The organism is Psychrobacter maritimus (genome assembly GCF_904846345.1).
Classification (GTDB): domain Bacteria; phylum Pseudomonadota; class Gammaproteobacteria; order Pseudomonadales; family Moraxellaceae; genus Psychrobacter; species Psychrobacter maritimus.
Genome location: NZ_CAJHAJ010000002.1, coordinates 541468 through 554186, shown reverse-complemented (window position 1 = coordinate 554186; position 12719 = coordinate 541468). Strand labels below are relative to the sequence as shown.

At 44.0% G+C, this 12719-nt stretch carries 9 protein-coding genes and 1 pseudogene; 7 read left to right on the top strand and 3 right to left on the bottom strand.

Annotated elements, in window-relative coordinates:
• Nucleotides 1-16: 16 nt before the first annotated feature.
• From fahA to JMX50_RS05050, 3 genes are all read right to left on the bottom strand, one after another.
• Nucleotides 17-1318, bottom strand: a complete 1302-nt coding sequence (fahA, locus tag JMX50_RS05060; protein WP_413786813.1) for a fumarylacetoacetase — start codon at nucleotides 1316-1318, stop codon at nucleotides 17-19.
• Between the two features lie 204 nt (nucleotides 1319-1522).
• Nucleotides 1523-2719, bottom strand: a complete 1197-nt coding sequence (locus JMX50_RS05055; RefSeq protein WP_201628667.1) for an aromatic amino acid transaminase — start codon at nucleotides 2717-2719, stop codon at nucleotides 1523-1525.
• A gap of 198 nt (nucleotides 2720-2917) precedes the next feature.
• The gene (locus JMX50_RS05050; RefSeq protein ID WP_201628666.1) at nucleotides 2918-3847 is read right to left on the bottom strand and encodes a LysR family transcriptional regulator; all 930 of its coding nucleotides are present in this window, start codon (nucleotides 3845-3847) and stop codon (nucleotides 2918-2920) included.
• Between the two features lie 160 nt (nucleotides 3848-4007).
• Here JMX50_RS05050 and hppD point away from each other — a divergent pair, with 160 nt between their 5' ends.
• From hppD to JMX50_RS05015, 7 genes and pseudogenes are all read left to right on the top strand, one after another.
• Entirely contained in the window at nucleotides 4008-5108 is a 1101-nt protein-coding gene (hppD, locus tag JMX50_RS05045) for a 4-hydroxyphenylpyruvate dioxygenase (protein ID WP_201628665.1), read from the top strand.
• Nucleotides 5109-5398: 290 nt separating this feature from the next.
• On the top strand, nucleotides 5399-6367 hold the full coding sequence (locus tag JMX50_RS05040; protein WP_227670917.1) for a phenylalanine 4-monooxygenase: 969 nt from the start codon (nucleotides 5399-5401) through the stop codon (nucleotides 6365-6367).
• A 128-nt stretch (nucleotides 6368-6495) separates the two neighbouring features.
• Nucleotides 6496-6837 (top strand): 4a-hydroxytetrahydrobiopterin dehydratase, encoded by a 342-nt coding sequence (locus JMX50_RS05035; RefSeq protein ID WP_201628664.1) that lies wholly within the window; start codon nucleotides 6496-6498, stop codon nucleotides 6835-6837.
• Nucleotides 6838-6929: 92 nt separating this feature from the next.
• A complete protein-coding gene (nhaC, locus tag JMX50_RS05030) occupies nucleotides 6930-8354 on the top strand; it encodes a Na+/H+ antiporter NhaC (RefSeq protein ID WP_201628663.1) in 1425 nt (474 codons plus the stop codon).
• 249 nt (nucleotides 8355-8603) lie between these two features.
• A complete protein-coding gene (locus tag JMX50_RS05025; protein WP_201628662.1) occupies nucleotides 8604-9308 on the top strand; it encodes a hypothetical protein in 705 nt (234 codons plus the stop codon).
• Between the two features lie 713 nt (nucleotides 9309-10021).
• Nucleotides 10022-11449 (top strand): aminobutyraldehyde dehydrogenase, encoded by a 1428-nt coding sequence (locus JMX50_RS05020; RefSeq protein WP_201628661.1) that lies wholly within the window; start codon nucleotides 10022-10024, stop codon nucleotides 11447-11449.
• 44 nt (nucleotides 11450-11493) lie between these two features.
• Nucleotides 11494-12298 (top strand): annotated as a pseudogene (locus JMX50_RS05015) (nuclear transport factor 2 family protein).
• The last annotated feature ends 421 nt before the right edge of the window (nucleotides 12299-12719 follow it).

Genomic DNA, 12719 nt, shown 5'->3' with positions numbered 1-12719 from the left:
GCTTTATATGCTAGAACTATTTGTCAAAATCGAATGTGAGCGCAGGCAAGACCTTACCGCGTACTTCACCAAAGCCAACACGAATACCGTCTTTTTCGCTATAGCCCTTCATAATCACGGTATCGCCATCTTCGATAAAGCTGCGTGTCTCGCCGCCTTTTAAGGTGACAGGTTTGGTGGCATTCCAAGCAATCTCTAACATCGAGCCATAAGAATCTGGCGTCGGTCCTGAAATCGTCCCTGAGCCCATCATATCGCCGACTTCTACTTTACAACCCGTGATGGTGTGGTGGGTCAGCTGCTGCGCCATTGACCAATACATATATTTAAAGTTGGTTTCACAAACCAGCGTTGCTTCGTCTGCATTTTCAGGCAATAACTCGACTGATAAAGTGATATCAAAGCTGCTATCAGAGGCTTTTTCATTGAGATAAGCCAGTGGTTTTGGCTCTTGCGTTGGGCATGAGGTTTTAAAGGGTGCTAAAGCATCCATGGTCACAATCCAAGGTGATACTTCAGAAGCAAAGGTTTTGGCATTAAAAGGACCTAAAGGCACGTATTCCCATTTTTGAATATCGCGGGCTGACCAATCATTAAGTAGTACCATGCCAAAAATATGATCCGCGGCTTCATCGACTGCAATCGGTTGACCGATATTATTGCCTTTACCGACGACAAAGGCGGTTTCAAGTTCAAAATCCAAACGCTTACAAGGCGAGAAAATAGGACGGTCATCAGCATTCGGTTTTAGCTGACCCGATGGGCGTATCACATCCGTACCACTAACGATAACGGTGCTGGCGCGTCCGTTATAGCCGACTGGCATTTCAGTCCAGTTAGGCAGTAAGGCGTTATTTGGGTCACGGAACATAGTGCCAACGTTGGTCGCATGCTCTTTAGAAGAATAAAAGTCCGTAAAACCGGGCACTTGCACGGGCAGATGCATGGTGACGTCTGCTTGCTTAAACAGGGCTTTTTGCTGTAAGTCTGCATTGTCGCGCAAGGTATCATTATCAGCAGACAGTAGCATTTGAATGATGGTGCGCGCCTTGGTCCAGTTGTCGCGACCAGAATCAATAAAGGCGTTTAAGGTTGGTTGATCAAAATACGGACCGTCAGCCAAACTTAATAACCCTTCTGCTTCGAGTACTGATAAGTCTAATACCTGCTCACCGATAGCAACGCCAGCGCGACGGTTGTTATTACCAGTAGCGTCTTTGGCATCACTAAAAATGCCATAAGGCAAGTTATGAATAGAAAAGTCAGAATCAGTGGCGATATCGATAAATGAGGTGAGGTTTTTGTCAATCGTTGACATGGGGAAGCTCCTTGCTAAAGCGCATATTGAATTACGTTATAGTTAACTACTTACGTATAATGTAATTTATAGCCAAACAGATTGCAAGGTTTTTTGTGCAGTGTTTTTTGTGTAGTTTTTTTAGAAAATATCAGGCATAAAAAAAGGCTGAGCAATAACTCAGCCTTTTTATTCACATAATTTTTATGAAATCGCGTTAGATGATTAGTCTTTTAAGACGTCGACCATGGCATTGGCAACATAATCGATATTACTACTGTTCAAGCCGGCAACACACATACGCGAGTTCGATACCATGTAGATACCAAACTTGCTTTGGAGTTGTTCAACCTGTTCAGGCGTCAGGCCCGTAAAGCTAAACATGCCATTTTGCTCAGTTAAGTAATCGAAGTTACGATCAGAGATTTTCTCTTCCAATACTGATTTGAGCTTTAAGCGCATGGCTTTGATACGGTCACGCATCGCATAAACTTCGCCAACCCATTGCTTATGTAGCGCTTCGTCGTTCATGACGATATCGACCACACGACCACCATGTGATGGTGGGCTTGAGTAGATGCGACGTACCGTAGAGTTCAGCTGACCAAAGACGCGCTCAGTTTCGTCTACTGTTGGACAAACGACAGATAGGCCACCGACACGCTCACCGTAAAGTGATAAGTTTTTAGAGAATGAGTTGCTCACAAACAGTGGCAGACCCATATCAACCGCTTTGCGAATTGCGTAAGCATCGCTGTCCATATCTTCGCCAAAACCTTGGTAAGCGATGTCCATAAATGGAATCAGCTCACGCGCTTGAATGATGTTTAGGACGGTATCCCACTGCTCACGAGTCAAGTCCATACCGGTTGGGTTATGGCAGCAAGGGTGCAATAAGATGACGTCATCTTTATTTAAAGTCTCAAAAAAAGCAATCATCTCATCAAATTTGATGCTGCTGGTCGCTTTGTCATAGTACGGATATTTACCGACTTCGACGTCAGAGCCTTCAAAGATAGCAATGTGGTTGCCCCACGTTGGGTCGCTGACGTAGCACTTAGACTGCGGGAACCATTCATGGATAAATTCTGCGCCCACTTTTAACGCACCAGAACCGCCGATTGTGGCGATGGTCGCAACCAAACCGTCTTGTAAGATTTGCGCGTCTTTACCAAACAGCAATTCCTGACAACCTTTACGGTGTCCGGGTAAGCCGGCCATTGGCAAATAAGGACGAGGAGAGATTGGGTCTGCAATACGCTGTTCAGCCGTTTTGACACACTCAAGGACGGGCAATTTGCCATCCTCATCATAATAAACGCCCACGCCTAAATTGACTTTATCTGGGTTGGTGTCGGCGGCAAACTTGTCCATCAATCCTAAGATCGGGTCACCGGCATAATAATCGATACGTTCAAACATTTTTTTTCCTTACAAGGGAGATGAGTTAAGGCGTTAAAAAGCATAAACCAGTTTGGCGATTAACTCAACGTTAGATTCAGCGATACTGATTAATTAACGCATTTTTTTGTTTATTGGCAAATTTTTGGACAGATTTAAGCCTTTGCCAAACTTAAGTAATGAGTTGGTTAAAGGAGGCTTAAATACACTTAAATACACTTAAATACTCTGTAAATCATCAAAGTGACTGGCAAAGTAAAATTGCAAGAATTGCTTAAAGGCAATGCTGGCGGGTGATAATGCCCGTGACGAGCGTTGGTAAATAAAAAAGCGGCGCATTTTAACCGGTTGTGCTAAGGGGCGCATCTGTAAGCCATTGGCGCTTACCCAATCTATCACCTCCGGCATATAAGGCAAGCACAAAGTAATGCCAAAACCTTGGCGGGTCATCTCAAGGGCGGTGGACATAAAGTTGACTTTATAGCGTGCTTGTTGGATATGGCTGGCAATACTCTCATCAAGCTCGGCGGTCACCTGCTCAATAAACGGCCCTTGCAAGGTAATAAGCGGAATGTCTACCAAGTCTTGCCAGACGACCTCTGATTTTTGTGCCAGCGCATGGCTGTCAGGCATCACCACACAAAACGGCAGCTGATATAACAAATCGGCGCTGATGTCATCCTCAGATTCCATAAAACCAAGCTCAGTCCCGACGCCCAAATCTACCTCGATGTTTTGAATGTGTTCTAAAACATTTTCAGCTGAGCAATCAAGCAAAGACACGCTAATATCTGGATATTCTTTAGAAAACTGGGCAATAACCGCTGGCATGGAGGAAGCGGCAAATTGCGACACCGCAAGCCTAACCTGACCTTGCGCCAAACTTGTCAAACTACTGGCTTCATTTTCAAACAGCTGCATCTCATTTAAGATACGCCGCGCTTGTGGCAATAAATGATGCCCGACAACGGACAAAGAAAGCTGGCGCGTGGTGCGATCAAACAACACGATACCGAGGCTAGATTCTAACTCTTTAATCAAACCACTGACGGCAGATTGGGTCAAATGCATCTGCTCACTGGCACGGGTAAAACTGCCATTGTCGGCAACGCTGATAAAAGCGGTCAATTGGCGAATACTGATATTCATAAGCAAACCTGATAAATAAATCAAAAAATACGATTAGTCTTATAAATCAAGCTAATCTAATATAAATACATCGTCAATAAGAATTATTGATTGAAGTTATTTTTTAGCATTATATTTTTACTGTTTTTTATACCACCAATTGAAATTAAGGATGATTACAATGGCCGATTTATTTGAAAACCCAATGGGATTGCAAGGGTTTGACTTTGTTGAATTCGCCTCACCTCAACCACAAGCTGTTGCAGAGTTATTTGAGCAGCTGGGTTTTACCCATGTGGCCAATCACCGCTCAAAGGACGTGGCGTTATACCGTCAAGGTGATATCAACCTTATCATCAATCGTGAGCCAAAAAGCCAAGCCAGTTATTTCGTTGAAGAACATGGCGCTGGGGCCTGTAGCATGGGTTTTCGCGTCAAGGATTCCAAAAACGCCTATGAGCTGGCGATTGAAAAAGGCGCGCAGCCAGTAGATGTGCCAACAGGGGTGATGGAATTAAGACTGCCTGCTATCAAAGGCATTGGCGGCTCTCTCATCTATTTGATTGACCGTTTTAAAGACGGCGAGTCTATCTATGATGTCGATTTTGAATTCTTACCAGACGTTGACAGACGCCCTGTAGGTTATGGCTTTAAAGTCATCGACCACCTAACGCATAACGTTTACCGCGGCCGTATGGCGTATTGGGCAAACTTCTATGAGCGCATCTTTAACTTCCGTGAAATCCGTTATTTTGATATCAAAGGCGAGTACACCGGCCTGACCAGTAAAGCGATGACCGCCCCTGATGGCAAAATTCGTATCCCGTTAAATGAAGAGTCTAAGCAAGGCGGCGGCCAAATCGAAGAATATTTGATGCACTTTAACGGTGAAGGTATTCAGCATATTGCCTTAGCCAGTGATGATTTATTTGCCAGTATCGATAAGCTAAAAGCTGCCGGCATTCCATTGATGACCGCACCAAACGCGGCCTACTATGACATGCTAAGCGAGCGTTTACCAAACCACGGCGAGAATGTCTCTGAGCTGCAAATGCGCGGTATCTTGTTAGATGGCACGACAGAAGGTGGCAAACCACGTCTACTGCTACAGATTTTCTCTGAAACTATCTTGGGTAGCCCAGTATTCTTTGAATTTATCCAACGTAAAGGCGATTACGAAGAAGGCTTTGGTGAAGGTAACTTTAAAGCCTTGTTTGAATCAATTGAGCGTGACCAAGTCCGTCGCGGCGCGATTGGTCAGTCAGAGACCGAAACACCGTAACTTAGTTCAACACCGTAACTTAGTTTAACACCGTAACTTAGTTTAAAGTTTATCTGTTAGCGCTGATATACAAGTGCTTATGTATGCATGCTTATATATCAGTGCTCAGAACAAGAAAATGGACAAGACGAAAGGATAACGTCTTGTCTTCATTAACCCTCATTATTACGACAGTCACTTTAAAGTATCGGTTCAGTTTAACTAAGATTAATTGAGTTTAACTGAGGCGGTTAAAGACAAGTTAATGATGCAAGGTTAATGTAACCCACGGTAATAAAAGGAATACAGGCATGGAACGCCTATCACAGACAACGTCTCATAGTAAAACCGTCAGTGCCAATAGTGTGGTTTTAACACCGCGAGCAGCTGATGGATCTCATCACGACCATTCAACTCATATAAAGCAGCCTTACGTCTCGCGTCAGCCAGACAGTCAGGGGCATATTCATTATAGTGCCGATGAAAATGCCATGTGGCAGGCGCTGCTTGAACGTCAAGCCACGCAAATACCCAATCGTGCCTGCTCAGCCTATCTAGATGGCCTTAAAAAACTGAACTTGCCATCGACGCACATCCCGCAACTACATGATATCGATGAGGTACTGCAAGCGACGACTGGCTGGCAAACCGCGGCGGTTCCTGCGCTTATCAGCTTTGGTAAGTTTTTTAAGCTGTTGGCAAATAAATCCTTCCCTGTGGCGACCTTTATCCGTCGCTTCGAAGACATGGACTATATCGAAGAGCCTGATATCTTTCATGAAATCGTTGGCCATTGTCCGCTGCTGACCCATCCTGCGTTTGCGGCTTTTAATGAGACGTATGGCAAGCTGGGTTTGAATGCCAGTAAAGAAGAAAGGTGGTTTTTAGCACGACTTTATTGGTTTACCATCGAGTTTGGCTTGGTTGGTAGCCATCCTGACAATCGTCGTATCTATGGCGGCGGTATTTTAAGTTCGCCTTCTGAAACCCTTTATGCGCTGAGTGGTACTTCTGATAAGCAAGAAGAACATCAGCAGTCCCAATGTCAGCCACAACCTCAATACGAGCAAACCCATTACCAACAACCCGAATATAGAGCGTTTGATTTGCTTGATGTGTTACGTACGCCTTATCGCATTGATCATATTCAGCCGATTTATTATGTGATTGATGATTTGAATACGCTATTTGATATTGTCGATAGCGACATCATGGGCATGGTCAAGCAAGCAATGTCACTAGGATTGTTTGAACCCACTTATGCGGCAAAAAACTCCTAAACGATTGAGGAGAACACTTAGTAGTATTTAAGAGGTTGCACCATTTATATGGTTTAGCACTGAAGTAATAGCGTCAACATGGACGTTCGTTTATTAAAAAATAATAGTTAACATAAAAGGAAATTATAATGACTACATTATCACAAGTCAGCTGTGAAGCCTGCCGTATCGGCGCACCGACCGTTGACGATACCGAAGCGCGCGAGCTATTAACACAAATTCCTGAGTGGTCGCTGATTGAAGTCGATGGCATCAAGCAACTACAGCGCCAGTATAAATTCAAAAACTTTGTCACAGCAATGGCATTTGCCAACGACCTTGCTGAGATTTCTGAAGCAGAAGGGCATCATCCGGGTATCTTGGTAGAGTGGGGCAAGGCCACCGTCACTTGGTGGTCACATAGCATTAAAGGTCTGCATCGCAATGATTTTGTCATGGCCGCGAAGACCGATAGCCTACTGGGTAAGTGATGAGGGTAGCAATAATCATTGCAACTCATTAAACTTGTCCAACCCAAAGCCAACCCCAACGCCAGAATCTACTGGCAAGCTAAGGATGTGTGATGCCGCCAAAAATACTAACCCAAATTTCACCGCAACTGGCGTTTATGATTTCTGCCATTGTCATCGCCATCATGGGCGTTACCATGATTGGCTTTGGCTGGGTGCCGCATTTATCATTGATACTCGCTATCTGTGTGCTACTGGCCATCGGTCTGTTCAAAGGTTTGAGCTTCGATGACATGCAAGCACAAATGGCGTCTGGCGTCATGCGTGGTATCGGTGCGATTTATTTATTCTTCTTTATTGGTTTGATGGTCGCCGCCTTGATGATGTCTGGTGCTATTCCGACGCTGATGTATTTTGGTTTTCAGCTGATATCGCCAGAGTATTATTATATCTCAGCCTTTGTATTGACCTCTATTATCGGTATTGCTTTGGGCAGTAGTTTGACCACTGCCGCCACCCTTGGCGTGGCTTTTATAGGGATGAGCAATGCCTTTGATGCCAATGTGGCGATTGCCGCTGGTGCAGTGGTATCAGGAGCGTTTTTTGGTGATAAAATGTCGCCATTATCGGATACTTGTACCATTGCCTCATCGGTTGTGGGTATTGATTTGTTTGAGCATATTCGCAATATGATGTATACCACTGTACCGGCGTGGATACTGACGGTGATATTGTTTTGGTTCTTCTCTGGGCAAACGGCTGGCTCGGACTTAAGTCAAGTAAGAGTGCTGCAAGGACAGTTAATTGAAAGTGGCTTGGTGCATGGTTATGCCGTACTGCCTTTCGTCGTGTTAGTAGGACTGGCGATATTTCGCGTCAATGCCATTTATACCATCATCTGTACTATCGCTGCGGCATTGATTATTACTTACTTACATAGCTCGCCAAGCTTTGGTCAGTTGGGTGGTTATCTGTTTGCAGGTTATGCCCCTGCTGAGTCATTAGAGCTGGGCGAGGTAGGCGGTATGCTATCGCGCGGCGGTGTCCAAAGCATGTTCTTTACCCAAGCGATTGTGATATTGGCGCTCAGTCTTGGTGGCTTGCTGACGGCATTGGGTATCTTGCCAGCATTATTATCAGGTATTAAAGACAACTTAACGACAGCAGGGCGTGCTATTTTTGCTGCTGCCATGTCGGCTTTAAGCATCAACGTACTTATCGGTGAGCAGTACTTGAGTATCTTATTATCAGGAACCGCCTTCCGACCGACGTTCGAGCGTTTAAACTTACACCCAAAAAACCTATCGCGCACCATTGAAGATGCCGGTACGGTGATCAATCCATTGGTACCTTGGAGTGTGTGCGGCGTGTTTATCAGCCAAGCGTTAGGCGTTCCCGTGCTTGATTATCTGCCTTATGCCTTCTTCTGTTATTTATCGCTACTATTAACGATATTATTTGGCTTTACAGGGATAACCATCACGCGTAAAGATGGCACCAATGTCCGTAAGCACCAAAAAGAACAAGTTGCTAATTAACGATAGGCTATTTTAAAGTAAACTGAGCTAGCATTAGCGGTCTAAAAAACCACTCTAACCCGATTAGAGTGGTTTTTTTTGGATAATTTGAACCCTTAAACGATATATCTAAAAGTGGCTGAATAAGAGATAATAGGTTATATAGATTTCTAATCACTAAATGAACAAGAAATGTGCATTTAGACGCTACTAGCGCTTTGTAGTCGCAGTAATCTTATACATTTTACTTAAATAAAAAGGCAGTCCTGCATGACCCATAATAATCCATATAACCTGATACCCTTGCAACCTACGGGCAGAAATGAAACCAATACGGCCAATACTTATTCACCTGAAGACATGATTAAGATTTACGAGCAGCAATTTTTGACCGAAGTGCCAGAAGATAAACTCACAGAATTTTTGCCTTTTTTAAAAGCTTTTTATGATATTGATAACCATACTCTAGATGTCAGCGCCATTATTTTCGATGCGATTGCTGACTCTTGTATTATTTATAATCATAAAGTCAAAGCTGGGCGTTATGAGATATTAGAAGGATTGGTAAAAGAAGAAATTCAAGCAGACGACAGCGAAGTAGAGAGCGAAAGCGCTGAAGAGGAACAAGTACAAGCCTATACCCTAGAGTGTAAGCGTACTTTTTTTATTAATGATATAGAGATGCCTTATCATTTTAATTTATTTATCCATGGCGATAGTTATTCTACCTTGACCAAAAGAGATAGCTTGTTAGAAAAAATGTACTGGTTCGTCAGTGACAGTTTTGATGAGCAGCTATTAGATAGCTCTGATGCTACAGAGAGCTTGGAATCTATTAATGAGCAACTGGCAAGCTTGGGTATTCGAGAAATGGATCTGACCACCATCCATGAGCTAGTGGACCATATAGAAGACAGCCTTATAGATGATGACATGGCAGAAGCAGTTAATAAGTTGTTGGATGAAGCCGAGTAGCATTGAATATATCGTTTACTGTTAAAAAAAACCACGCTAAGCTAATTAGCGTGGTTTTTTTTGATAGGACAGCCAATTTTAAATAACAGGCAATAAAAAACCCTCGTAATCGATAGATTGGCGAGGGTTTCGTATATTGAACCAGTGGTTGGAACAGGTATAGGGGTTAATTAATTGATTAGAGACCATCCTAAATTCTTTATTGTATTAGTCTTAGTTACACCCCGTTTGTTTTAAATGAAATTGGGGTTTTTTTAGTAATTTTACTCGTATTCTTTACAAATCCGATTGTGTTTGCTTTCAGTTCACAAGCTGTCTTATAGATTACTAGTATAGGTAATTTTGTTTACAGTTGAGTGAGATGGTAACTACATCGAATAAAAAGTAATTGATATTATATTCAATTTATCAAGATTTGACTGTATTGAAATAACATAAATAACCTCTACTAGTAATCTATAAGTTTCGTCTGTACTTGAGCGCCCCTCTATTGTCGAGGTTTTCTCGAGTCAGATACGAGAGATGAGAGTATCTCTTTATGGTGGCAGTAAAGTATTTTATAAGATTGGGCGCTAAACTTATCTTATTTAGATAATAAAGGTTTAACTATTTGAATTTAAAAGGTTTAAGGGTGTATTTGACTATTGTTTGCAACTCTATATGAACCATGCTAGCTTTGATATTATCAATCATATATATATCAGGAGTACATAATGAGTCAGCGTCAGAACTTCGTCAACAACCGATACGTTAAGTCACATAGCTCAGTTAACTTCGATTTAATTGATCCAACGACAGGAGAGAGTATTGGTAAGTCTCCAGTCTCCAATAAACAAGACGTCGAGGAAGCATACGCTGCAGCCGAAGCTGCTACAGCCACATGGGGACGTACTACTCCTTCAGACCGGCAAGCAGCAATGCTAAAGATTGCTGATGCTCTAGAAGCACGTCGTGATGATCTAGTAGAGGCTCAAGTGCGTAATACTGGCCAGCCAAAGTATTTGGTTGCTTCGGAGGAAGTAGATACTGGTATTGACCAATTAAGATTCTTTGCGGGTGCTGCGCGTATGCTCAATGGCGCTCCATCAGGCGAGTACTTGGAAGGCTTCAATTCGGCACTTCGTCGCGAACCGATCGGCGTTGTTGGGCAGATTACCCCATGGAACTATCCAATTATGATGGCAATATGGAAGATAGGGCCTGCGCTTGCAGCCGGAAATACGATTGTTCTAAAGCCGTCAGATACTACGCCCGATTCCACGCTATTGATGGCGGAGATTGCAGCAGAATTCTTACCTGAAGGTACGTTTAACGTCGTACTAGGTGATGGCGAGACCGGTGCTTTAATATCAAGCTCGAAGGTACCTGGGCTGGTGGCAATCACTGGTTCCGTACAAGCGGGTATGGCAGTCGCTGCAGCTGCAGCGAAGAATCTGACTAGAGTGCATTTGGAGTTGGGTGGTAAGGCTCCGTGTGTAGTCTTTGATGATGCTGACCTTGACGCCGCCGCTACGAATCTCGCTGAGACTGGTTTTTTCAACGCCGGTCAGGACTGTACGTCATCTACCCGAATCCTCGTTCAGGAATCAGTCCATGATGACTTCCTCGCTAAGCTAGTCAAGGCTGCCGAAGCCACGACTTACGGAACACCTGAGAAAGAAGATATTCTGTACGGGCCTCTCAATAACGCAAGCCAACTTGAGCGGATTGAGGGTTTACTAGAGCGTCTGCCTGACCATGCTACGATAATGACTGGGGGTAAGCAGGCTAAAGATATGTCAGGTTTTTTCTTCGACCCTACTGTAGTCGATGGTTTGCGTCAGGACGACGAGGTCATTCAGGACGAAATTTTTGGACCCGTTATTACAGTGCAGACGTTCTCGACGGAAGAAGAGGCGGTACGCATGTCCAACGACGTAGAGTACGGTCTAGCGTCTTCAGTATGGACGAAGGATCATGCTAGAGCGTTGCGAGTATCGAGAGACTTAGATTTTGGATGTGTCTGGATCAACTGCCATATCCCCCTTGTCGCAGAGATGCCCCACGGTGGCTTTAAAAACTCTGGCTACGGCAAGGATTTGTCTAGGTATGGTGTAGAAGAGTACACCCGACTCAAGCACGTCATGAGTTCGATGGAATAACTGCAAATGTAATATAGAATATTATATAGAAGGAGAAAATCGACATGACGGACAGGACTGATATTCGTGAACTTGTGGTTACTGCTGACCGAGAATTATTCACCGAACACGATGTGACTACTCTAGATCGAAACTTTTCACCCGATTATATCGAGCATTCACCGCTCGTTGCTAATGGGCTGCAAGGTTTAAGAGATCTTGTTGCAGGGGCTCCCGATATGCGCCATGACGTGGCGCGCGTATTAGTAGATGAGGCTAAAGGGTTGGTCGCCTTCCACGGCTCGTACCCAGGGCTAGATCCAGATGAGTTGTACGTCGGCTTTGACATTTACCGAGTAGCAGGCGGCAAGATTGTTGAACACTGGGATGGGCTTGTGACCGAGACCCCTCCCAATGAGTCTGGACACACACAATTAGACGGACCGACTGAAGTAGATAGGTCTGCGGACACTGAGGCTAATCGTGCACTTGCGAAGAAGGTGTGGCACACTTTCCTACATGAGCAAGATTACCAATCTATGATCGGATTTGCTCGACCAGATGGCACATTCACGCAGCACTCCGGTGATATCGCTGATGGTGTTACGAACATGATTGAGTTTTTGGAGAAGCTGAAACAAGACGACGGCGCACTGACCTATGATACATTGCATCGTACTGTTGCCGACGGTAACTTTGTATTGACACATTCTGAAGGCTCTATCGGCGGTGAGCGCCATTCATTCTGCGAGCTGTGGCGTATTGAGGATGGTCACATGGTTGAGTTGTGGGATGCGATTGCGCCTGTGCTACCCGATAATGAGCTCGCGCGCGCATCGCCATGGCGCGTTTACCTCGACGGAATCCTGAGAGCAGGCGTTTATTTGAGGCAAGTAGAATGATGGAGGTGAGTATTCTTGTGTCATCACCTCTTTTCTTATGCCGCTCTTTTTCAAGAACGTAGTGTATTAAGTCTCTTCTGATCGATAGAGTTTAGTTAGTATCGAGAATTAGCATTTTAATTAAAGCTCCAGAAAACGGTTTCCTCATAGATCGTAACTTTAATCATATATCCAGTGTTTAATATTCGAACCAAGAATTATAATACAAATCGCTTAAAAGCGGTTTTGAGTAAATAGTATATGGTTCAATTAATTTGAAAATAATAATATCAAACGGATGTGGTCGAAGAGTTTTATCCCATGGAGACAGAGGATAGTAGCAGTCAGCAAAGCTTTAATAATGGTATTGCTACGCACAGCGTCAGTAGTATCGAGCAAGGCTTGCGCAA

Coding starts and splice junctions, on each gene's coding strand:
- JMX50_RS05020 (WP_201628661.1), top strand. CDS start 10,022: ATGAGTCAGCGTCAGAACTTCGTCAACAACCGATACGTTAAGTCACAT.
- nhaC (WP_201628663.1), top strand. CDS start 6,930: ATGCCGCCAAAAATACTAACCCAAATTTCACCGCAACTGGCGTTTATG.
- JMX50_RS05055 (WP_201628667.1), bottom strand. CDS start 2,719: ATGTTTGAACGTATCGATTATTATGCCGGTGACCCGATCTTAGGATTG.
- fahA (WP_413786813.1), bottom strand. CDS start 1,318: ATGTCAACGATTGACAAAAACCTCACCTCATTTATCGATATCGCCACT.
- hppD (WP_201628665.1), top strand. CDS start 4,008: ATGGCCGATTTATTTGAAAACCCAATGGGATTGCAAGGGTTTGACTTT.
- JMX50_RS05035 (WP_201628664.1), top strand. CDS start 6,496: ATGACTACATTATCACAAGTCAGCTGTGAAGCCTGCCGTATCGGCGCA.
- JMX50_RS05040 (WP_227670917.1), top strand. CDS start 5,399: ATGGAACGCCTATCACAGACAACGTCTCATAGTAAAACCGTCAGTGCC.
- JMX50_RS05050 (WP_201628666.1), bottom strand. CDS start 3,847: ATGAATATCAGTATTCGCCAATTGACCGCTTTTATCAGCGTTGCCGAC.
- JMX50_RS05025 (WP_201628662.1), top strand. CDS start 8,604: ATGACCCATAATAATCCATATAACCTGATACCCTTGCAACCTACGGGC.